Origin of the sequence: Paenibacillus ihumii, from assembly GCF_001403875.1 — a bacterium.
Classification (GTDB): Bacteria; Bacillota; Bacilli; order Paenibacillales; family Paenibacillaceae; genus Fontibacillus; species Fontibacillus ihumii.
In genome coordinates, this window is sequence record NZ_LN884298.1 from 143,273 (window position 1) to 168,052 (window position 24,780).

The 24,780-nt window shown below is 46.0% G+C and carries 13 protein-coding genes; 1 reads left to right on the forward strand and 12 read right to left on the reverse strand.

Features of this window, described 5'->3' with window-relative positions; translation table 11 throughout:
- Positions 1 to 4: 4 nt before the first annotated feature.
- The gene (locus BN2762_RS05775) at positions 5 to 895 is read left to right on the forward strand and encodes a TetR/AcrR family transcriptional regulator (protein ID WP_055106076.1); all 891 of its coding nucleotides are present in this window, start codon (positions 5 to 7) and stop codon (positions 893 to 895) included.
- A 956-nt stretch (positions 896 to 1,851) separates the two neighbouring features.
- On the opposite strand, the gene BN2762_RS05780 is transcribed toward BN2762_RS05775, so the two are convergent.
- From BN2762_RS05780 to BN2762_RS05835, 12 genes are all read right to left on the reverse strand, one after another.
- Positions 1,852 to 5,268: a SwmB domain-containing protein gene (locus BN2762_RS05780; protein ID WP_083484784.1), complete on the reverse strand. Its 3,417-nt coding sequence runs from the start codon at positions 5,266 to 5,268 to the stop codon at positions 1,852 to 1,854.
- A 216-nt stretch (positions 5,269 to 5,484) separates the two neighbouring features.
- Positions 5,485 to 6,687, reverse strand: coding sequence for a methionine adenosyltransferase (gene metK / locus BN2762_RS05785; RefSeq protein WP_055106078.1), 1,203 nt, complete (start codon positions 6,685 to 6,687; stop codon positions 5,485 to 5,487).
- Positions 6,688 to 6,931: 244 nt separating this feature from the next.
- The gene (locus tag BN2762_RS05790; protein ID WP_055106079.1) at positions 6,932 to 7,207 is read right to left on the reverse strand and encodes an alpha/beta-type small acid-soluble spore protein; all 276 of its coding nucleotides are present in this window, start codon (positions 7,205 to 7,207) and stop codon (positions 6,932 to 6,934) included.
- A 127-nt stretch (positions 7,208 to 7,334) separates the two neighbouring features.
- The gene (locus BN2762_RS05795; protein ID WP_055106080.1) at positions 7,335 to 7,871 is read right to left on the reverse strand and encodes a hypothetical protein; all 537 of its coding nucleotides are present in this window, start codon (positions 7,869 to 7,871) and stop codon (positions 7,335 to 7,337) included.
- A 125-nt stretch (positions 7,872 to 7,996) separates the two neighbouring features.
- Positions 7,997 to 10,519: a hypothetical protein gene (locus BN2762_RS05800; RefSeq protein WP_055106081.1), complete on the reverse strand. Its 2,523-nt coding sequence runs from the start codon at positions 10,517 to 10,519 to the stop codon at positions 7,997 to 7,999.
- Between the two features lie 128 nt (positions 10,520 to 10,647).
- Positions 10,648 to 13,695 (reverse strand): S-layer homology domain-containing protein, encoded by a 3,048-nt coding sequence (locus tag BN2762_RS05805; protein ID WP_055106082.1) that lies wholly within the window; start codon positions 13,693 to 13,695, stop codon positions 10,648 to 10,650.
- 527 nt (positions 13,696 to 14,222) lie between these two features.
- Positions 14,223 to 14,564, reverse strand: coding sequence for a hypothetical protein (locus BN2762_RS05810; RefSeq protein WP_055106083.1), 342 nt, complete (start codon positions 14,562 to 14,564; stop codon positions 14,223 to 14,225).
- Positions 14,565 to 14,699: 135 nt separating this feature from the next.
- On the reverse strand, positions 14,700 to 18,647 hold the full coding sequence (locus BN2762_RS05815) for an S-layer homology domain-containing protein (protein WP_055106084.1): 3,948 nt from the start codon (positions 18,645 to 18,647) through the stop codon (positions 14,700 to 14,702).
- A 758-nt stretch (positions 18,648 to 19,405) separates the two neighbouring features.
- Positions 19,406 to 20,527: a glycosyltransferase family 4 protein gene (locus tag BN2762_RS05820; protein ID WP_055106085.1), complete on the reverse strand. Its 1,122-nt coding sequence runs from the start codon at positions 20,525 to 20,527 to the stop codon at positions 19,406 to 19,408.
- A 114-nt stretch (positions 20,528 to 20,641) separates the two neighbouring features.
- Complete coding sequence (locus tag BN2762_RS05825) at positions 20,642 to 21,337, reverse strand: WecB/TagA/CpsF family glycosyltransferase (RefSeq protein ID WP_083484805.1); 696 nt, start codon at positions 21,335 to 21,337, stop codon at positions 20,642 to 20,644.
- Positions 21,338 to 21,408: 71 nt separating this feature from the next.
- Positions 21,409 to 22,614: a polysaccharide pyruvyl transferase CsaB gene (csaB, locus tag BN2762_RS05830; RefSeq protein WP_055106087.1), complete on the reverse strand. Its 1,206-nt coding sequence runs from the start codon at positions 22,612 to 22,614 to the stop codon at positions 21,409 to 21,411.
- The gene (locus BN2762_RS05835; RefSeq protein WP_055106088.1) at positions 22,587 to 24,608 is read right to left on the reverse strand and encodes a DUF5693 family protein; all 2,022 of its coding nucleotides are present in this window, start codon (positions 24,606 to 24,608) and stop codon (positions 22,587 to 22,589) included. Before BN2762_RS05835 ends, csaB begins: the two co-directional genes overlap by 28 nt.
- Positions 24,609 to 24,780 lie beyond the last annotated feature (172 nt).

The window sequence follows — 24,780 nt, forward strand, 5'->3', positions numbered from 1 at the left end:
TTAAATGAATAAGGATAAAAGGGAAATCATTATACAAAATGCTCTGCGGCTTTTTGGCGAGAAAGGCGTTGCGCTGACGACAGTGGATGAAATCGCCAAAGAAAGCGGGATGACCAAGCCTTCTTTATATAAGTATTTTGACAGTAAGGAGACTTTGCTGTTAGAAAGCCTTTCAAATTTAAGCGAAGCGTTGGATAGAGAGGTTAATAAACTGTATCGTAACTTAGAGCTTTCCCCCAGCGAACTCATCGTTGAACTTATAGCGACCTACTTAAAAGTTGTCCTAAATCATAACTTTCATACGCTAATGTTCAACATGCTGACTTCGCTGAAAAATTCAGGCGATGAGAAAATTAGACAGGCCTGGACGGATTTAGAGGAGAAGTTCTACCTTTGGTTAGAGGATAGCATCACGGAACGGTATGGGGAAGAAATTGGGAACCACGCGATGGACATCATTTTTATAGCCGGCAGCATTTTACTGGAATATTTCCGGTTCATAGGCCCCGATATCCCCGATCAGCAATGCCGCAGCCTTGCTGTCTATGTCGGACAGGTAATTCATATTTTGGTAAAAGGATTCAACACCCCTGAAATGCAGAACATTTCTCTGTTCAGCGCTCATTCCTTAGAGGGGAATTGCCAAGTTAAGCATGCCATTTGGGAAGCCCGCCGGCTGCATGGGGTGTTCGAAGAGCTGGAACGCCTTATAAGAACCGACCAGTTGCTCACTGTCACTGAGAAAGCGAGCTATGGCGAGGCATTGAAGAAAATACGGGAAGAATCCTTTGAGTCGCCCCAAAGCAATGTGGTTCTAGAAGCATTAGTTCTATATTTAGAGCAAGCAGAACCATTAAGGGAAGCATGTGCGGAGCTGCGGGCTTTAATGAAGTAATTGAATAGACCGCTATTGCCACAGAAATCGGGTTTGCACGCAAAAATGGAGGGAGTACAATAAGCTCCTAAAATAAAAAGGTTGGAGGGGAAACGTAAAGTTTCCACTCCAACCTTTTTTTGTGGCCACTGCTTTTGTATGATAGCAGCGAGGCGGATGCCTGCACTTTCAGTTGGTTGTGAGCTGAGGCCACAAGCCCAAACTGCCGTGAACCTTGTCCAAGCCTCGCAGGGAAACCTGCAAAACGATCAGTTGCCTTTGATGCTGGCCAAACACACTCTGCTCCGGTTGCCCTTGATGTGACCAAACACGCCCCCTGCCTCGGGTTACCTCTGGCGTGACCAATCGCGCTCTGCCTCGGAATTACCCCTGATGTGAGCAGTTACGCTCTCTGCCTTGTATTGCCCTTGATGTGAGCAAGCACGCTCTCTGCCTCGTATTGCCCTTAATGTGAGTAATTACGCTCTCCATCTCCATTTTACGCCGAGCATGAATCGTGAGTTTCTCGTTTTAAATGGATTTATAGTAGTTAGTTTCTGCGACAAAGCAAGAAAAGTAGATTTAAATGGATTTCATGTCGTTATAAAAAGGGAGAGCGCAACCATAGGCTGATTTCTTGATTTTAGATACATGAAATCCATCTGCTCCATTGAATCATTCGTTTAGAGCATAATTAGATACATGAAATCCATTTAGTGCTCGAGTTCGATAGCTTATGTTCCAGTTCGAGTTCGACAGCTTATATAAGATGAGCTAAAGAACGGGATGAGGCAAGGGGGAAGTTGATTGCGCAATAATTGATCCGCAGAAACGGATTCCGGCAGCCGGATAACTTTCTAAAAAAAGAGGCGCCTCTCAGTCATCTATGATGACTTCAGAGACAGCCCCATACAGTTCGCATCAGGTTGGTAAGTATACTGATAGCTAAACTTAGTCCTATCTAGTCTTATCCAGTCCTATATATAATTTAGCTTCTCCAAAACCCGTTTCAGCATCGCGGCTGCCTGGGCGCGAGTCGCGTTGCCTTGAGGCTGGAACGTATCGTTGCTGACCCCGAGAATAATCCCTTCCTTCACTGCCTTGGCGACGGTTTCCTTGGATTGGATCTTCCCATGATCCTTGAAACGGCTCAGCATTTGCTCCGAAGATAATCCGTCCAAAGAAATGTCTTGTCCCGCATAAGCCATCGCACGGACCATCATCAGAGCCATTTGCTCCCGGGTAATGTGGCTGTTCGGTTTGAACGTGCCGTCCATATTGCCTGCGATAATGCCTGCTTTGGCAGCCGCCCCGATGTAGGCTCCCGTAATGCCCGACGGAACATCCGGGAAGCGGCGGGCGCCGGCCTCGTCTCCTTCAAGCCCTAGCCCTTTGGCGATAAACACAGCAAATTCAGCCCGGGTAATGTTGCTATTCGGCTCGAATTGGCTGCCTTGGCGGCCGTCGATAATCAGCTTACCGGCCAGCTTATTGATATGCGTACTAGCCCAGTGGTTTCTCGTATCGCTGAAGTAACTATATCCTAGCGCCGGGCCAATGATGATATTCCCCTCTGTTTTTCCATTGAAAATAATATAATTCCCGCTGTTCATTACCTTTGCCGGCACAAAGGAGGAGGTACGTGCCACTAAATTATATTTAATTAGAGAAATCTGGGTCTCCGCAATAGGATTCGCCGAACCTTGATTTACTACCCGAAAATGCACTCGGCCTGAATGACTGACATCCAGCGGATTTTGAGCAGAAGCCCCGTTATAGACCGATACGCTGATCTGTACCGGATCTCCATTCGGCGTCACCGTGACCCCATTGCTATAATTCTGAGCCGGCAGCTGCACTCTGTCCATCGGTTCGATTTGAATCGTAATATACGCAGAATTTAAATTATTTGCGAGCAAGGAACGGGAGATTTCCGGATACGGAATCTTCTCGATCGGAAGCTCATACATAACATTCTGGTGACGTACGGCTACGGAGCCTGTTTTGCCAAGGCCATACATATTGACGATTGCGCCTAACGGCCAAGAGACCTCTGCGGCTTTTTCCGTATTTGGAACCTCGAACACCAGCTTCCGGTTTGTAGCATTGCTATTAATAAGAAACTGGAAAGCCTCCTGCAGCTTCGCATCATCTATCACATATCTTCTAATGCTCTGCTGCTTGCTTAAAGATACGCTCTCATGAACTTGCGCCGTATTCAGGCTTAGCAAATACCCGCTCAAATCAAAATCGGACACAGGAAACACCGTCAGAAATGAAGGCAAGCTGCTATTGCCTGTGCCAACGCCTGAGCTTCCTCCGGTAAGATTCTGTACGGAGATGCGGCTGTAGGCTTGCAGGGCTTTTCCACTGCTGTCATACAGCGGCGAAGATCCCGGCATGTAAGAAAGATCGACCACCTGACCGGCGTATACCGACGTGCCTAGCTTTAGGGTAATCGTATCGCCGCTGATGCTTGCAGATTGTACCGTCCGATTCGATTGATCCACATTCACGCTAAATTGATTGGCCGATACAGAGCTACCCGCTCTTAGTGGAACATTATAAGTGATGGTAATCGTATCGCCCCGAATGACCGCGGATCGGATGCCCTCCGCCACCATGTTGTAATTCACGGGCTCCAGATTAATATAACCTGCAAGATTACCGTTCAAATCCGCAATCCCCCCTGCAGCAGAGACATAGGATAGGGTTACGTTCTGATCCTTCGAGAATGAGGAGGCAAGTGTCAGTATGACCTGGTTGGTTATAACTTCAATCCCCGTTACATATACAGGCGAATTATTGACCAGGACAGAATACTGGCTTTTCATCGGAATACTTGTACTTCTCAGGGCCTCGTTATAGGTAATTATAATTTTTGTGCCGGAACCCTCGATTTTGGTGAACTCCGGTGCCTTGGTATCGTTATAGTTACGAACGAAATAATCGCTGAATGGGGCGATGTTCTGGCCGCGATAATCCTGCAGCGGGTAAGATCCCGGTGTATAAGATACTTTGACAACGTCGCCATTCGATACAGCGCTATTCAAATATAGATAAATCAACGACCCGCTCTTGCTGATTCTATTAATTCCTTTAGTTTGCCCATCTGCAGTTACCGTAAATTGCTGATAGGCATAGGTCGATACATCCTTCAGGCTCTCACTGAAACGGAGCGTCAATGTACTGCCAGAAATATAGCCCTCCTGCGGCTTCGGCAGCACAGAGTCGATCCCATTCGTAACTTCCTTGCCAGAAAAAGCTGCAGCCGCGTTGCCGGCCAAATCTTGGATAGGTCGGGCGCTCCCACCTGTATAGCTTATGCGAACGTTTTGCCCTACCGCTACCCCTGTTTCTAAATATACATATACGCTATCACCTGAGGTATACGCACTGCTTATACGACGTTCTTCACCATTGACGGTCACCTTAAAGCTAGAGGTGTACAAACTATAAGAAGTATCCAGTCTTTCATTGTACAATAGTCTAATCGTTGTGTTCGATTGCATGGTAGCACTCTGTAGAACCGGAGGCGTCTTATCTACCGATCCAGTCTGGAACGTCCAGCTGTTCGTGCCTGATAGGCCTGCATAATATATAGAAGAGTTCTGGGCATCATAAATGCTGTTGCTTGGAATTTCAATATAGTAACTCGCGCCTGACTCCAACAAGCTGGTTGGAGAAATCGTTACTTGGTTTCCGCTAGCCGTTGCCGTCATCGCAATAGAAGCGTGATTAGAGGACTTCTTAAGCGTAATTCCTCCGTTAGACACGCTCCGGTTCAAGTTAACGTTGCGATTGAACGTAATAACCGGTTTAACATTTGTACTGACGCTGCTGCTTCCGTTTGCCGGGCTGAAGGAGGTCGCGCTCAGCGTCCCGGTCGAAGCATTTGCGGTCGTAAATGACCAGCTGATTGCTGATGATTTCACACCACGATTCTCACCCACAATAAAGGTCCCCGCAGGAATTATCACGGTGTACTTGCTGCCGTATTGCAAGTTCGCAGGCGGAGTTAAAATCATGGAATTCGTATAAGCCGCCTGGGTAACGGTAACGTCCATTTTTTCTGTATATCCAGAAACATCTCTTGAAATTGTATAAGTTTTCGGGCCGTCCGTCCGAACCTTGTTGGTGCCGAATTTTACTTCCAATTTCGTATTTACCGGCACCCCCGTACCCGTTGGGCTATAAGCAGATGGAGCACTGCTTGCCGCAGCCAACAAAGTTTGGCTCAGCAGCATGCTTCCTGCATTTAGTGAGTTTAGAGCCGTAAGACTAGAAGATGCATTAACTGGTTGACTCTGGTCAGCTACCGCACCGACAGTTGCTCCCAATAACATATTGAGCAACAACACTGCGGTAATCAGGATTGACACTTTCCTTTGCATTTCACTGTTCCCCTTTCCGTCCGATTCATCATTCTGTATATATCACCGTTTATGCGGCTGACAAATACACACCTATGTATAATAACGGCAAATGAACTCCCCAAGTTTAGAACAGGAGGGCAAATTCTTTATTCTAAATAAAAACGGATACCCATTTTTGCATAACTGCAATCCTGGATATCCGTATTACGGTCTAACAAGTTGAATTATCGCGTATTAGATGCCTGCTTGGGATCTGAGCACCTCTACTTTGTCCAGACGCTCCCATGGCAGGTCAAGATCTGTACGGCCAAAATGTCCGTAAGCCGCTGTCTGACGGTAAATCGGACGGCGCAGATCCAGCATGCGAATGATGCCTGCCGGACGAAGGTCAAAATTCTCGCGGATGAGCTCAACGATTTTCTCTTCCGGAATTTTACCCGTTCCATACGTATCCACGTTAATGGAGACAGGAGTCGCTACACCAATCGCGTAAGCAAGCTGAATTTCCAGCTTGTCGGCCAGACCTGCAGCAACCAGGTTCTTCGCCACATAGCGGGCTGCATAAGCTGCGGAACGATCCACTTTTGTTGGATCCTTGCCTGAGAAGGCACCGCCGCCATGACGGGCATAACCGCCATAAGTATCCACGATAATTTTGCGTCCGGTAAGTCCTGCGTCCCCTTGTGGTCCGCCAATAACGAAACGGCCTGTAGGGTTGATGAAATATTTCGTTTGCTCATCGAGCAGCTCCGTCGGAACGACAGGTAGGATAACATGTTCTTTAATATCCTTCTGGATTTGCTCCAACGTGATTTCCTCAGCATGCTGTGTCGATACAACGATAGTATCTACCCGAAGCGCTTTGCCGTCTTCATACTCAATGGTTACTTGGGTTTTGCCGTCAGGACGCAGATAGCTCAGCGTACCGTCCTTACGTACTTCAGCCAAGCGGCGAGCAATGCGATGGGACAACGCAATCGGCAGCGGCATGAACTCAGGAGTCTCATTCGTTGCAAATCCGAACATCAACCCTTGATCGCCCGCCCCGATATTTTCAGTCTCCTTGTCCATTTGAGCCGGATCCCGGTTCTCGAGGGCCGCGTTTACGCCTTGAGCGATATCGGCAGACTGCTCGTTCAGCGATGTCAAAACAGCGCATGTATTGGAATCAAAACCGTATTTAGCACGGGTATAACCAATTTCTCTAATCGTCTTCCGTACAAGCGCAGGAATATCCACATATTCCGATTTGGTACTAATTTCGCCAATAACAAGTACAAGACCGGTAGCTACAGACACTTCACATGCTACGCGTGCATAAGGGTCTTCTTTAAGAAAAGCGTCAAGCACCGCATCGGAGATCTGGTCGCAAATCTTATCGGGGTGACCCTCAGTAACGGATTCAGAAGTAAACAAATGGCGTCCTTTGATGGACATTTCAATCAACCTCCCCATGTGGATAGTATGGCATTTGCCTAAGTATCCAATACTTAAATATTATACAATGCGCTTCATAGTTTGAATGGGCTACCCTGCCACATTGTGAGGATTCCCAAAATTAAGCCAATAGCAAAAAATGAACCTTTTCCAGAGCGGAAAAGGTTGATTTGACAATCCTTAAAAGTCATATTAACGCATTTGCCAGGTCATGTCAAAATAAAATCGGAATTTTTGCAAAAAATTATTCGACTAAATTTCGCTGAGCATGAGCGATAAGTCTTTTAGTAATTTCCCCGCCTACAGAGCCGTTTTCACGGGAAGTCAAATGCCCCCAGTAGCTCGAGTATCCAGCGGTTGTACCACTAGTACCAAGCTCTCCTGCAAATTCTGTATCAGCTGAACCAAGCGCTCCCCCAGAGCTGCTAACCGGCAGCCCAAATTCAGCAGCAATTTCATATTTCCACTGGCGCAGCACTTGGTGGCTTTCCGGAATAATTTTTCGATTGCTTCTGGCCATCTTCAGGCACCTCCTGATAAAATCTCATGCTTCAGGAATAGTATGCTTCAAGCCAGAACGGATAGCCGTCTCAATGTTTGTTAACGATGGCATCCTTCTTCCATGGATAGCTTCGCCACTGCCATTTTTACTTTATGGAATAGCCTCCACGGACCATAACGGTCAATGGATGCGTTTGCCCGTCTTGGACTTGAATACCTCGCCCGGCCCTTGGGAAAGATAATAAATGATTATTGGAGGCAACGCCGCCGTTGGATATATCTTTTCCATCGGTCAGATCGGCCACACCATTTTGATCTTCGCTATAAATGACGGCTTTTCCAGCGCGTACAATGAACTCTGCGCCTGCTGCAGCAATCAGCTTCTGGCCTGGCTTCACTTCGACAATTTTAACCTCGTCTGCAGGTGCTGCCACAGTGTTGCCCCCAGCTTGCGCATCTGAGCTTGAACCAGCGCTTCCCTGGGAAGATGGAGTGCTGCCTCCTCCTTTTAGAGCCTGCTGAATTTGTTGATCGACATAGCTCTTAGTCACAACAGGATCATCAGCGGTTCCCGGTTGATTCGTCACTCCGGCTCCTTCTACCTTCTCATTCAACAATGAACCAGCCCATAATCCTCCACCAATCAGCACAGCTGCCGCTGCAATTTTCCACGTAATTTTCATGATGAACCTCCTATTAAGAAACATGATTATGAATTCTTCCTCATCTATCAATCTCTTTCATGATAGTAGGTTTATAGGATGGAAACAAGCAAAAATCCCTTCAAGAGGGATTTTTGCTGAAAATATTAATATAAATCATTATTAACAAAGTATGCAGCCTGCGTAGCGATTTTTGTCTTCTCCCCTTGATAGGAATCATAGATGGAGAATTGGAATCCGCCGGATCTAGATGTTGCAAAGATAGGATCACTTATAACATATGAGAAGGTCTGATTACCACCGACAACAAAGTCTTTTTCCAGTTCAATTTCCTTCTCAAATCTTGCTCCGCTGGAATCAGTTACCTCAAGAATGAACTTATGCTGGAATTCACCCATATCATATGTCAAATCACGCTTTAAGTCATACTTCAACTTCACTTCTAAGCCGGAAGAGTTCGTACGCCCTTCAATCTCTTTAACTGTTAATGTGTACGGGAACAATTCCACATTCTTAAGCGAGCTTTGAATGCTTCTGCTATCGAGGTTCAACTCCATGGACGAAGCATTAACAAATCCTGTTGGCTTACCCTCTGCATCAGTAAGTTTATCCTCCGTGATACTTTCACCTACAACCAGGTTCCAGTTGGATACGGTTGTTCCTTTAGGCACCTTCGCGGAGAGGGATACCAAACTCGACGATTCTGGTCCTACCGCATGTTTGACTTGATTTACATCCGCTTTATAATATTGTCCATCATCTGTCAGGAAATAACCCGCCAACTGCGATAAATTCGTTTGTTTGTTTTCCAGGTTTCTCATAATGAGCTCTGTATATATGATATCGCTTGTGCTGCCCTTATACAAATACGTCTTTCGAGTCTTAAGATCGGATTTCTTGCCAGCCGTGTCCAGGTTGAAGTATGAGCCTTCAGCAATCTGTTTTAGGCCACTAGTGTTGCCGTAGTTTGAGAACATAATCCAGTTGCTCGTTTTATCTGCGCCCGTCTTCTGCAGTAATTGTACCTGTAATTGAGAGAACTTCAAGCTTGATGGGATATTAGCAACTACATATACGCTTGTTTTCTCACCTGGTCCAAGAATTTGAGTAGTATTCGTATTTACCAAATGGACTGTGCTGCTTAAAGCCGTTAAATCCATTTTGTAGGCTCCAGCAAACTCTGGAAGCTTAGCTGCTTTAGTCCCTTTGTTCACAATTGTAATTTTTGTAGCCAGCAAGTTGCCATCATTCCATGGAAGCTTTTGAATCGCATCTAGCGTAACACCAAATACACCGTCATTATTTTTAATCATGCGTTCTTGACCTTGTGCATACTGCATTTCCGTATATTCTGGCAATTTGTAAATAGCTACAGGATAACTTTTTCCTTGTGCTGGAGTTGGTTCTTCGGGTGAACCCTGCGCCCCGCCGGTTGGTGTTTTCATAACTAAATCGATCTCATCAACATTAGCGATAAGCGGTATCGTCCCGTCGACTGAAATGATTTGTTCCTCATTCGGTTCTAAAGTTATACCTTCCAAACCACTAGAGGCAAGTGGATATGACTTCGATCCAACTTGAACCTCGAAGGAATAATTAGGTATGGTAACCGCCTTATCCCCCTTATTGAGAAGGGAGAATTGAATCGAAAGGTCACTCTTACCAAAGCTTTGGTTTCTAGCAATACTTACTACCTTTGTCGTAATATTCGTACTGTCAATTTTAAGCAGACGCTCTTTATTAGCAGCTGTTTTAGAAGATTGTCCTTGTTTAGTACCCAAGCCCATAGAAGCTACAGGTATATCTCTTTTCGAAGTCTCGTCATTTTGAACAAGCAGCAGCTGCAAGTTATTCAAATTGACGTGTTTAGGAATCTTCGCAATCAAGTTTAATGTCTTGTTCTCTTGAGGCAAAATCTTAATATTCGAACTAGCAGCATCCGGTGTTACGGCAAATGCCGTCCCGCTCGGCGTTTGAACGACATATTTAAGATTCGGATTTTCTATGGAGCTGGAGCCTGTGTTTTGCAAATAGAGAGCAATGTTTACATAGTTAGAATCACCTGACCCCAAAACGTTAACAGACATAACCTTGGCGTTTGCAGAAAACTCATTTAAATTTAACTTCCTTGTAGTATTCACAGGTGTAGCTACAGCATATGTAGAGGGAATATTTATACTTCCTAACACTTGCTCATAGCCAGAAACGCTAAAGTTCCACTTCACGATTTGAAAATTCAGGTCGCTATACTTCAAATGCTTAGCTATCTTTGTGGTATAAGTAACGTTAACTGAAGAACCCGGAACAACCTTCTTCTTCTCTTTATCCGCTCCTACCACGCTTACGCTATACACTGTCCCTGATTTCGTTTTTACTTTTGTCCAGTAATCAATTAAAGATAATGTCTTGCTATCATTGTTGTGATACGTCAGGGTATATGTCAATATATTCCCATCATCTTGCGATAGAATATTGACATTACTTAGCTTCACCGTACTCTTGCCTGAGATCTTAACTCCACTTAAATTGCCTAGGGTCTTAACTGCTTGCGTTGGTGCTGCTGTATTCGTTGTTTGCGACTTTGCTGCTGCGTCTACAACTCCAGTAGCACTCTGTGCCATTAAGGCAGCTACAGCTAATGAAGCTACAACCATCTTCGTCCTATTCAAGATTAAACCTCCTAATTTAAAAAAAGTCGTATATAGTATATACGCATTAAACTAAAAAAAGTTCAAGAAAAATTGTACATTAAAAAAAAGATGAGCCCGAGGGCTCATCTTTTTTAACATATGGGAGATTATTTAGCATCTCTGTAAAGCAATGTTGCTTCAAAAGATCCAAGATTTTTACCAGCTTTATCTTTGATAGCACCTACGAAATCAGCGTTGTACTTAACAAAGATTCTGTCATCAAGACCGATTGTTGCTGGTTCATTAATTTGTACTTTCAATTGTTTAGCAACAGCATCATAGTAAGCGTCTAGTACATCGATTTCATTGTTGTTAACCTTAACAACAAACAAATCTTCTGCCTTAAGAACAGCGAGGTTAACATCTACTGCTTCAGTCATGTTGAACGCTACGTAAGTAGCATTAGTAACAGAATCTCGAACGATTTTGAAGTCATTGTCTTTTGCAAGAGCTGGTGCAACATCGTCCTTGATCAGACTAGTTTGATTTGGTTTCAGATTTCCTTGCTCATCACGCTCTGGAGCTTTGATAACCAATTTGTTACCAATAGAGTCTTGGGAACGTGCATCTGATCTTGTTTCCACATACAGCCCTTGTGTTTCTGGATCTACTGGAACCTTTACGTCAGTAAATTTTAATGTAATTACAGATCCATCACTATTTGAAGTATAACCAGTTGGGCTAATTGCAACGCCACCATAAATACTTCTTACTGTGAAATCGTTGATGTCAACGCTGGAAATTTTTCCATCAAACTCAAGCTTCAACTCTTCTTTGCTAGTAAGCTTAGCTTCCTTCAATTTGATAACATTTTCAGATACTTGTTTTTTCAACTCGTAGCTGCTATTTTGTGTGAAATAAGTTCCATCTTCAGCAGCGATGTAGCTTGCAAAGATAAATCCGGTTTTAGGAACAATTTCTTTAGTTTCAATGCGGATTGTATCTGATGTTACAAGTTGAACGTCATCATTATTTTCAGTCAACTGTTTTTTAATAACACCTGCTGCATCACTAGCTGCATAAGAATATTTAGCTGCATCTCTAACGTTGTTATCTCCGCTAGCTTTTACAGCTTTATTAAACTCAATGTAAACATACTTAGTTCCAGAAATCTCATCAAGCCATACACGGTTAATTTCACCACGTTGAACTTGACCAGCATTCAAATTGACAGTATGAGGAAGAAGTTTATTAGCAACATAAGCAGTATCTTCCAAATTAGATACAGTCAAAGTGTAACTAGCGTTACCAAGGTCTTTACCAAGGTTAACAGTTACAGTATTTTTATCATACTCTGGAGTTGCAAGCGGGTTACCTTTTGAATCAGTGCCATCTTTATCAGCAATTTTACCGTCTGCATCCTTCAGAACATAGTTGGAACGGTCTCTAACTGTTTCAGTTTTCAATTCTTTATTGAATCTAAGTTCAACTTTGAAGTTACCGTCTTTGTCAGTTTTGAATTCAGTGTTAACTACCACAGGGCGAGTCGTATCCAGGGTTGGAGTAACTTTTCCTTCACGATCTGCGGTATTATCGCTGTAGTCGCGAACACCTTTCAAGTAAATTGTGTTTTCTCCATAGTTCAACGGCTTGGATTGGCTGAAAGTAAGGATAACTTTAGTGTCCTCGATTTTAATTGTATCTGGAGTGGTTCCACTAACGTTAGCATAAGCACTATCAACACGTTTAATTGGTTCATTGAACTCAACTGTTACTTTTTTCAAGTCATTTGTTTTAATGGAGACAATTTCAGGTGCTGCTGTATCTACTGTAGCTGTAAACTCATTCTCTACAGGTACAACTTTCAAGCCAGAAAAGTCAGCCACATTGCTAACAGACAGTTTGTGGTCGCCTTCAGTCAGTTCAGTTTTAAGAATAACTGTGTCAGGGTAGCTGTAATCTACAGAAGCACCAATTACGTTACCATTAATTCTGTAGTTCGTAGATTTAGTAGCTTCTCCTCTACTTACTGGCTCACTGAATTTAACTTTAATTGCTTTAGTTCCCAATGCTGTAACTTCTTTAACAGTAGGAGTAGTTACATCAACTGGAGTGAATTTCACTTTTTGAGTGAATGTTTTTGTTCCATCTTCATTTTTAACGTTATTAATAGCAATTTCTACTTCTTTTTGGTTCGTAAGAACACTATCCTCATCCAAGCGCAATGTTACTGAAGATTTATCTTCAGACAATGTAGCTTGGTCGAAAGTTTTTCCAGAAATAGAATAGCTGTGAGGATCTTCAGCAGAAACTGTATCTACAGTACCGTCAAACTCAACAACTACTTGTTTCAGGTCAGCAGCAGATACAGAACGAACTGTTTGAGCCACAGTAGTAACATAAGTTACTTTGTGAGTGTACTCATGACCGTTGTGAGTGAATTTCACTTCAGTTTCTTTGTTAGGCGCAAGAGCTTCTTCCAAAGTTACTTTCACAACTTCGTCGTTGGAGAGTTTGAACTCAACAACTTTACCAGCTTCAGATACAGTGTAGGAAGCAACTGTAGGAACTTGGTTAGCTTCGTAGATTGCATGAGCTGCTACAACTACTTGAGAGCGAGTTGCGTTTGCTTGGTAGTTGATACCAGATTCGATCAAGCCTTTGTCAATTGCAGCTTGAACGTAGCCTTTAGCCCACTCAGTTGCAGTGTTGTTAGTTTCAGCTGGAACTTCAAGTTTCAACGCTTTAACCAAAACTACTGCCAATTCTTGAACTGTCAGGTTGTCGTTTGGTCCAAACAGTTGTTTAACAGCGTCTTTACCAGTCAGGATGCCAGCTTCAGTAGCTGCTTCGATGTACTTAGCTGCCCAGTGGTTAACACTGTAGTTCTTGTCTTTGTAAGTAGCTACGCCAGGAATAGGATCCAAATCGATCGCTTTAACGATGATTGTTGCCAATTCAGCGCGAGTGATTGTTTTGTCAAGACCTGCTGTTCCATCTGGGTATCCAGCTACGATACCAGCTGCTTTCAATGCATCAAATTGTTGTTGTGGAGTAAGCTTTGCATCGGCACTGAATGCTACGGAAGCAAACATGGAGAATGCCATTGCTGTAGACAAAGCTACGGATAAAATTTTCTTCATAACCTTTTTTTCTCCTCCTTGAATATCCTTCATATGAGAGTTTTCTTTAAATGAATAGCTCGTGTTACTCATTAGCCATTGCACCTCCTTTCCAGAGTCTTGAGCGAGTTCCTATAATTTAGGTCTGCGGTTGGCCGCAGAAACTTGTAAACGAAGCAAGCAAATAGAACGTAGAACTAGACTAGTTACCTAATCCTACCTAGACATTATACAATGTATACCAACAACCGTAAAGCTAATTTTTCTAATAGATAGACAAGTTTCCCCATAAGGCACATGTTGGATGTCTAAATTAGTCGTATTAAATTGGTTGTCATTGTAATGCTCTACATCTTAAACGCAGCAGGATTCAAAAAGTTGCGCCCTTTTCAAAAAAAATTTGCAACTTTGTTACTTTTCTAAACTTGCCCTCATTTACAACTTATTTCTTCCCTTACCGCCTGACGGAAATTAGTATAACATACCTGTTTATCCCAGTCATTAAGCAACATTTGCCAATCCTCAATATCATTATCTTATGTCCATCCAGCGCAAATAAGACGTCCAATTGGACGCCTTATTCAATTAAATTCAGAAAGATTATTCCATTATCAAGGTAATTATCTGACCCTCATGGCCAATTGGATAATCCGCGCGCGCATTTGAGGATCTGTATTCAGCTTAGCGTACATATCTTCAATTGCCTTCTTGTTGTCCTTATAGGTCTTCTCGTGCTTCATCGTCATATGTGACCAATCGATCAGCTCATTCTCCGCATTGCGGAGCGCGTTGAATGCCTCGTGGAATCCAGTTTCTACTACTAGAGACTCCATGACTTCCTGAGTTACCTCTTGGACTTTGGCCGTTTCTTCGATTTTTTTCTCCAAAACTTTCGATTTATCCTCGAATTTTGTCTTTGCTTTCATATAGCCTAGCTGAGCCTTCGATAGGATCGGTTTCATCTGTCCATATTCACCCTTTTGCTAAAATGTCTACTACTTCATTTGCTATTGTAACGTAATCCCCAACAAATTACAAAATGTTGTAATTGGAAAAAAGAGAGCCCTCCCGCTCAACACAGGAAGGCTCTTGGGAAATTAGCTTAAATTTTTAGGGAAAATTTTCGTGCTCTTCTTAAGAAGCTCTACTGTAATTTTTCCAGCTTCCGCCCGAGTCATCGAGCTCTTAGGATTGAAATTGAGCGAGCTCTTCTTCTGCCCAGGAACCGTCACCGGCGTCCCTGTCATAATCTTCGCTTTATAGACCGCCTGCACCGCTGGACGTGCGTATACATCTATTCTGGAGGAATCCAGGAACGTTTTGGCCAGGGACGACTGCAGCTTGGCATCATTTGCATCCAGCTTCAGTCTCAGCGCTCTGGCAATCATAATTGCAGCCTGCTCTCTGGTCAGGTCTTCATCTACTCCGAAATACCCCTCGCCAAGGCCAGAGATAATACCCGCTCTTGCTGCCGTCTCAATATATGCGTAAGACCAGGTATTTGTCTTAGCGGCCGGCACAACATCGAAGAACGTTTGGTTATCGTCATAGTTCAGGGGCAAATTCAATCCCTTGACTAACAGCGTAGCGAATTCGCCGCGTTTAACTGTATCGTCGGTACCAAAGGAGTCGGAACGCAGTCCGTTGTTCATCATAATTCCTTTGGAGTACAGAGCATTCAATACTTCGCGAGCCCAGCCATGATTAGTAATATCTTTATAGCTGCTTCTTAGCTTCATAACTTTATAGTAGCCGAATTGATCGAACGGAACGGTAATTGTTCCCTTCTTCGTATCCACTTCGCCGCCGATATTCTCCCAAACCCCGCTATCCGTCAAGCGGAACACAGTAATAGCAGTACCGGCAGCATCAACTACGTTAGGATCAAACGCTAGGGTCAATTCACCGCGCTGAGACGGCTTCAATCTGCGAGTGGCGTCTATCCCCATGAAGCTGATCGGTTCATGGCTATCCGTGGATGGATACGAGTACCATGAAGAGTATGGAGGCAATCCGTTCATGGAAGGAGAATTGCCCAGCTCGCCGATTCCGCCGCTGATCCAGTAAATATCAGACACTCTGATAAAATTGAACGTATTGGCATTCATATTAAACAAGCTTACTTCATAATCAGGCTTGCCGATTTTGCGGTAGCCGCTGTCCTCTCCGCTGAGCGGGTCGAAAATAATGTTGCCGTAATCGTTTCTTCTCTCGACAACCCCATCCGTCGGATCGGCAATTCCGAACAACAGCTTATTGTCCGGATAGAACTTTGCGACTGTGTTCTTCGGAACCACAGCATTTTGCAGCACCGTCCCCTTAGGGAAAGACAGCTCCAGTTTTTTATTAAAGACACTGTATTTATTGCTTACTTTCTCCGCCATGAATTGCGAATCTACCGTTACGGTGCTGGCATAGTAGACTCTAACGTCCGTGGTAGACTTAACGCCGTTGCGATCGACCTCAATTTTGATCGTGGTCCATGCATCCTTCTTCAGTCCAACATAATCCAGGACAAAGCGGCTTGTTGCATCACTCGGCAAATCAGTACGTTTAACCGCCTCTTCTTTGCCAATTTTCACAGTTGTTGCGCCCTCTGCTTCGATATCGAAGCGAACAAAGTTGCGGTTTACGATAATATCCTCACCGACAGTCGGCTGCGGCGCCAAAATCCGGAAGGCAGATACCTCGCGTTTTACTTCGAGTTTTTGCGACGTACGAGATCCTGTTCTATTGATCAAATCCAGGTTATAAATGTGAACCGCTGAAATATCCTTGTCAAACTTGATGTCCCGGAGCCGTAGAATAAAGTTGTTCTGATCACCAGAGAAATCATAAATTAAGCCGTTCGTGCCGTAGGTAGCGCCAACCTTATGATTGCTCGCTTGGTTTATATCGATATCCGTGCTAAAAATAAGCGTGGATCCGCTGAAAAGCTCTACCCTCTCGGCACCGCCTCCGTGAAGAACCAGATCATAGCTCGTTCTTCCTGTGGCAAACCCTTCATCCGTTGGCGTAAAGTCTGTAGCCTGCTCAAAAATTTTGCTTAAATTGTTGCTGCCAAAATTCTCATAAAATACAGGACGATCCGAGCTGACCACCGGAGCGGCCACCGGGATAAACTTCTCTATCGTAGAGACGTTCGTATCGATAATAAAGAAGCGGATCGTCTCGGTAATTTCCGTTGGAGTAGTTCCTGTAGGGTTTGCCCCCGTCGTTTTACCTTTTAACACAATAGTGTTCTGACCGTAATAGAGCGGCCCGTTATTATCCACGTTAAAATTGAGCTTAAATGCACCCGAAGTTGTATCCAGCCAGTTCCCTTGGTTGCCCGGCAGCTGTTCCACGCCGTTCACAAAGACTTGGTTGTAGAAATTATGCGTAGACGTTCCATCATTGCCAAAGCCGATATACTGACCGTTTAGCGATACCACTCGGCCTGTCGATGAGCTTGAATCCAGCTGAATCGTCTGGCCGTCAAGCAAATCTGTAACGTAAATTCTGCTTCTCGAAACATAGGAAATAAATGCATTGTAATAAGCATCTACAGAACCATCAAAATAAAAACGCACCTGCTGTGTACCGCTAGAGAAGCCTGATACCTTATAAACAGCCTGATTTGTCAAACCGGCAGGTTGAGCCGCATAAGTCAAGGAGACATCGCGCGTGCTTAACGGAAGATAAGTTCCCTTCAATGCCGGCGTGCTTCCAATCGGCGCATCGCTTTCTACCAGGATGTAGAACTCAGAAGAACTTACCTGAGAATTGTTTAATGGCTTCTTAGTAGCCATGCCGAAGTTGGCGGTATTGCCGTCATAGCCTTCTAAGAGATACATATTTTTAATCATCGTCTGCCCTGGCAGATATTTAAACGAAGCCCGCTTACTCGCTTCGTACCTGTCTGTTGGGGAAGGCCCATAGGTAATTGCTACCTCAATATTTTGAGGGCCCGTTCCATCAAAAGTAAATTCGCCGTTCGTTGTAAATGTGACCAAGCGATAAGTTGGCGTTTGCCCATCCGGGCCTGGAATGATCAAATCCTCCGAAGCCGTCGCCGTCAACGAAACCGGGGCAGTCCCGTTTACTTCCACAACCAGCTCATTGTTTCCGTTAAACGGAACAGACTTATAAGGAAGCAGTACTTGGCCGGTTAGACCTGCGCTACCCGGTTGCTGGGCAACGGTAGCAGCCGTTTGGCTCAACAGGTCAATTGGATCGGTATAAGCCGAGTGCCGCAAACCGAGCTCTACGAAAGGCTGATTCTCGTCAAAGAAATACAGCTCTCGGGTCACCGTAACTTTACTAGTCTCATTCTCAACAGAAATCGTTAACGTATTCAAGCCTGGTTTAAGATCTATATAGCCGGAGAAGAACACCTTCTGGCTATCGATCAGCGTCGCTTGATCGACGCGGCTTCCGTCGCCGATGTCAAGTGTAATTTTCGTAGCATTCTCGTAGGTACCTCTTACCATGATCCGGCTGCTCGATACGACAGCTCTTGCATCTTCATTCAAGCTGACCGGCTCCGAACCTCCGCCGGGATACATTACATTGGCGCTTACCAGTGTAGGAACCCGATCATACAAAATATAGAACGTATCCGAACGTTTATTATTTCCTTGAGTTCCCGAAAATGTGACCTTGTTGTAGCCAGGGAATAAACGCAGGTTAACGGAGAAGCGGTTATTTCCGTTATCCGTTATTTTATCCGTGATAATCCGCGTGCTATCCGGCACCCACGCGCCAGAGGACGTCGAGTTCAATTGCTGAACCGTCGCTTCGAGATCGGTGCTGACTTGGGTAAAAGTACCCTCTACCTCAAAATTTTGGGTAGCCGATACCCGGACACTTTCCCTGCTCAATCCAAGGGCCGGGTCAGTACTGTTCAAATCTAATGAATTCGTACTTTGCAATTTCAAGTCATCAGGAATAAAGTATGTTGGCGGTGTTGCCGCCTCAACAGTCTGTGGCAGACCTATTGGAACAAGCCCAATGATTAAGGATATCAAGGCCAGCCACACGAATGGCTTCTTAAAGCGCTGCATGCACTAATCTCTCCTTTGTTTTTATTTGCATTGTAAATGGTGCTGTATTTGCCCCTATTCATCACATATTTTAATTATCGGTGCAAGACGCTTAAATATTTAGAAATATAACCAAATTGTATTTAACATCCTTCTATACCACCACTACACACACCTGCTTGAATTGTTGTTTTGGCACGGTACTTTTAAGTTCCAAATAACTTTTATATAGCAAGCATAAAAAGACTCCTATAAAAAGCTCCCCTTGCAGCAGAAGGAGAATCAGGTTACTAACAATGATCTAGGCGGAACTTAGGTGTTTGTTTTGTTAACTGTCATTATTTTGTTTGGCGTCACGGCGATTAGTCCGCCTCCTGCTCCATGGTCGGCAGCTCTATACGTTGGATTTAGATGGATTTCATACAACTACCTTTGTCCCTTGATGGAAATTCAGTAATTAGATGTAATTCTTGAATTTAAAGCACTGATTTGAGTTCTCCTTATCCTTTGACCCTCAATATAAATACAAGAATTCCAACTAGTTATACACATTTAACGATACACCGCCATTAGATACCATAAATACAACTAGTATGTGCAGCCAACCCCATCCGCGCATGCTGAGCAATCCACTCACACAAAAACAAAACAAGACAAGACAAAACAAGACAACCCCTACTGCGTTTATGACGCAGCAGGGGTTGTCCAATAGAACGTCAAAATTTATAATTGCGATCGACTCTTCATACTGTCCTAATCATAACTATTCTATCCAAAGATCACTTCGAACCGCGCTCAGCATTCGCCTTCATCCGAAGGCGGGCAAAGAAGTCGAGCAGCGGGCGTTTGGTCTTGCCGATCAGCCCGATGACCTCAGCGCCGATTTGCAGGAAGAACACCATGATGCAGATGACCACGAAGGTCACCCAGTTCGCATTATACATGGCAGCCGACGATTGAATGACGGCCAGCACGCCGAAGAATGCAGCGATGCCGTAAATAATGAGCACCGTCTGGCGATGGGAAAACCCAAGCTCGCGAAGGCAATGATGCAAATGGCCTTTGTCCGGCGAGAATATCGGCTTCTTCTGTACCCAGCGGCGCACGATAGCAAACAGCGTATCTGACAATGGCACACCAATCAAAATAAGCGGTGTCAAGAAGGATACGATTGCAATCTGCTTGAAGCCGAGGAGCGACAGCAGCGCCAGGCTGAAGCCTAGGAAGAGCGCGCCAGAATCGCCCATGAATATTTTGGCCGGATGAAAGTTGAAATAGAGAAAGCCGATAATGCTGCCAAGCAGCAGCAAGCACAGCAAAGCGACGACGGTATTGCCCATAAGGAAGGCCATGACCGCAATCGTACCAATAGCAATGGCCGAAACCCCTGCTGCCAGTCCGTCCAAGCCGTCGATCAAATTAATGGCATTGGTTACGCCAACGATCCAGAGAATCGTGAACGGAATCGCAATCCAGCTCTCTACCGACGAATACGAATGAAAAGGAATGTTCGCAAATTCCAGTTTAATATCGAAACCGAATACGACGACGCACGCTGTAGCAATTTGCACAAGAAACTTCAGCTTGGCCGACAGATCGAAACGATCATCCAGCGCTCCAAGCAGCAGAATCATCGTGCCGCCGACGAGAAATGCTTTAATGAAGTTCGCTTCACGCACGGAGAAGGTTTCCGGAATGAACGGCAGGACGATAAAAAAAGCAACGATAAATGCTAGATATATTCCCAGCCCGCCCAATCTGGGCATGATTCTCGTATGCACCTTCCGTGCATTAGGCACGTCGACCGCGCCGACTTTAAAAGCAAACTTCTTTACGAGCGGCGTCAAACCCAGCGCAAGGCCAAGCGACGCGGCAAACCCGATGATATATATAAGCCACATGTAAAATTCAACCCCCAATTGTTCTGCCCGGAATGAATTATACTCTGTTTAAAAGTAAATCACCAAGTCCGCAAATGAGCAATATTGCGCCTATATCCTCCAAAAGTCACTTTTTTAACGTGATTTTGTAAGGTTTCCTCTCTCGCGTAGCACGCGAACTACGAATTTCGGCAGCGCAAGCATTCTACGGAACCGGGTTGGTTCCTTTATCAGGCGGTATAACCATTCAAGCCGAAGCTTCTGGAACACCTTCGGGGCCCGTTTTGTCCGGCCGGATATGACATCGAAGCTGCCGCCCACCCCCATCATGACGGGAACGGCAAGCCGATGCTTATATTTGGCGATCCATGGCTCCTGAGTGTCCGCACCGCGGGCAACGAACAGGAGATCCGGGCTTATTCTGCGTATTTCCTCTACAACCTCATCGTCCTGCTCCGGGCCAAAGTACCCATCCCGGTAGCCTGCAATCTCCGTCCCCGGATATTGCGCTTTGAGCCGATGCGCCGTTTCCTCCACAACCTCCCGGCTTGCTCCAAGCAAATAGACCTTCCACCGATGACGCTCCCCTTCCTTCATCAGCTCATGCAGGAGGTCATAGCCGGCCACCCGTTCCGCTAAGGGATCCCCGCCAACCTGCGAGGCCCATACGACGCCCGATCCATCCGGCACGATCAGCTCGGCCTGCTGCATCATCTTCTTATAGGAGGGATTCTCCAAAGCAGCCATCACCATGATCGGATTCGCCGTAATCACTTGATGCGGTTTGCGTTCGGAAATCACGCCGGTTAAATATTGAACCGTCTCCTGCATCCCCCATTTGGAAAAAGGAATCCCAAAAATCGTTACGATGTTGTTATCGCCATCCACGCCAAAGCTCTCCCTTACTTTCGTAAATATTCCACGATTCGTTTTGCCGGAAGCTGCGCCTCCCGCCGTAATTGCTCCAGCTGCCCGGCATGCGACGTACGCCAGCCTTCCTGGTCGAGCAATAGGCGCTCGCTCTGAGCAGCTACAATGCGGTGATCCAGGTCATAGCTCGTTCCAGCAGGCACGCTGCCAAGCCGGGCAAGAAAGTGATCGATTTTCGGATCATACGAGATACCGAGCATCGGCACATTTTGGGAAGCCGCATAAATCAGGCTGTGAAGACGCATGCCGATCAGCAAGCTGCATCGGCTGACTTCCTCCAGCATTTCAAGCGGAGTCTCACTCTGCGGCGCGATGCTGATTTCGCTACCATGCCCCTCGGCAGGACTTAACATGTTCATCACAAAGCGGGATGCTTCCTCATCGCCCGGGTAATGGAACGGCAGGAACCGGATGTGCAAGGGCATTCTGCTCATCAGCGCATTGAGGCCTTCAGCAAGCTTCATCAGCTCCGTCCGCTGCGGATTCCAGAAGCGGACGGAGACGCCCACGACGGGAAGCTGGCGCTTGCCTGAAGCTGCTTCCCCATCTCCGCGTCCCGGTCTCCCATTAGCGCTTAATGCTTCAGAGTCTATCAACGATGCAGCTGGCTCGAGGACGCCAGCTTCCGAATCTGCAGCAGGCAGAGACAATCCCATGACCGGATCCGGAACGACCTCGATCATACTCTTGGGAACGCCGATATCCCGCAGCAATGCTGAGGATTCAGCATCGCGAACGGAGATGTACTCGCAGCGGCGAAATACCGATGCAATCAAAGGACGGTACATGCCCCGGTTCACCGGGCCGATCCCCTGGGCGTAAATGAAGGTCGGCTTCCGCAGCCACTGCGCCAGCTTGATGATGCCCAAGTAATATGGAATCGACTTCAACCCCGTCGCATCCTGCAGCAGGCTGCCCCCGCCGCTAATAAGGCCGCTGCTGTTCTTGATAGCGTTCCTTACTTCACCGAATTTCATCCGGTGTACAGCCTTGACTCCGTAAGTCTGGGACGTCCATTCCGGATCGATCGACAGGACGACAGGCTCGACCTTGACTCCGGCCGCCTCGCCTTCTTCCTGAAGAGCATCCAAAATCGATTGCAGCACCGCTTCATCCCCGATATTGCGAAACCCGTAATAACCTGAAATAACTATGGTTTTAGAAGACGTGGCGACCATTTCTCCCAGCACCTTTCAAGAATATACCATACGAGCGCAGCCAACAGTCCGAAGATCAAGCCAAGCCCTAGTCCCAGCAAGCCGCGAATGAGCGAGAGCACGGCCGGCGTATGAATATGAGCAAAAGTATCCACCATCGATAGCTGGCCAATGACCGCAATAATCATCGTATACAAAGCCCAGCGATAACGGAATGCTGCAAAAATACCTACAATGAACAATGGGTGGGCCAGCAAAAACTCTTTATTACGAGGCCTTACGCCAAATGTATTCTCGAGGATCGACCGAAATGCCGCCTCTCCCGGAAGCGGAGTTCCAGCGTTACCCGTACGGGATAGATAATAGAATGCGGCAGCGCCAAGCACGACAGCTCCCACGACCATTACGAGAGTAATCGGCATGCGCATCCAGGCCCGCAATTCCTGCACCAAGTTAGTACCCTTATACAGCATAATATAAACAGCAACCAAAAATATCGGAGCCAAATGCAGCAGACTAACCCCGCGGAACTGGCTAAGCACCAAACTATACGTAATATTGTTAAGCAGGGCAATTACAAATGGCACAGCCAATAATGACAGTACAGCTGTTTTGAAATACAGCACTAGCGAGTGAGTCAGCCTGCGGCCTGCGGACATGTCCGGTATCGCCTGACTTAGATCCCTCACCTTGCGGATCGCCAGAATCATTGCAATCGTAGGCGCGCTAATGGCCACGAACAGAGCCAGAGCCTGCTCCAGCAAGGTCGGCTTCAAGACGTACAATCCTGCCGATCCGATTAATCCGAGCAGGAAGGAGCCCAGCGTCAGCGCTGGAGCGAATATGGACACCAGGAGCGCCACAAACGCAACGCCGCCAACAACAACGATGGCTTTCAAATATTTCTGCCAAGAAGCGTCAACAACCTGAAAAGCTTCCGCCTGTCCTAGTTCAAAGCCGTTGCCCTTCACCCGGTCGACGGCATTCCCCGGTTCAAGGAGCGTATGCACGATATTATCGAGCGGATTCGTAACCGCGCCCTTCTGAAGGTCCTTGCTTGGCGCAGCATTGAAATAAACCATGCGAATATTGCGATCCTTAGTCGCTAACGCGATCTTGTCGGCAACGACCATTTTATCCAAGTTCACGTCGGTATCGGACAACGAGAACAAGCGAACAGCATTATAATCCGTCAAATAAGCAATTTTGTGGAAGCCTTTAGGCTGCACCTTCATGTTCTCGATGACGACGATGCCCAGACCATGCTTATTCAGCAGCTCCGCCATCGTCTCCACGCTGTTCTTCTCCTCATCCTCGCGGTATCCCTTGACGCCTTCACCGTCGAGCATGATGCGTGTTACTCCATTATCCTTGTAAAAAGAAAGCAGCTTGTCTACATCTTCTTCATTAAACGGCACATTGTCGCTAAGCCGGGGCACAATGCTGAACCCTTTTTCCCGCAGCATCGCGAACGCGATCGGGTCAGTCTCGAGAAGCGGCTTCAATACGGCATCCTCCGGACCCGCTGCAATTATAAGTCCGCCGTGATCTCCGTACTGCCACGGGGAAACTGTAATGTCCAGATTCCCTAGCCCCTGCTCAATGAGCGGCTTGAGCACCCGCTCATTCTCCTCGCTTGTAAACGCGATATACGTATTATTGTCCTTATCGCCAAGCACATCTTGATTCATTTTAGCTACATCCGCAGCTGTGAACAGCATGATCCGGCGGGCTTTGGACAGCTCATCCAGAGTCGTCTCGAACATGGCCATCGAGCCGACGCCCGCATTCTTTAACCGATCAAGCTGTTCATTCATGAAAGCGGCAGGATCTGCCTGATAGGATGCTACCTCCAGCAATCCCCGATAATTAAATACAAACTCTACCTTTTTCGCCGACGCTTCCGTCTGAACGCGCTGGTAAATAACAGGCAAAGATGCGACGATTCCAATTACGACTAATATCCATAACCATTTGCGGGAAGCGTTGTTCCACCGCGGCCAACCTTGGATCACAAAGGTACCTCCTCAATATGAATCCCGCCCGGTTCCCGGGTTCATTCATCCTAGCTGAAGCCTACCCGGGCCCGGGCAAAATCAAATCCGTCTCGCGAACTAATCGCGATTTATCTCAAACCATTTTGTTTCTGGCTAAGCGCAGCCGAAGTTCCGTGCAGGTCTAAGCGCA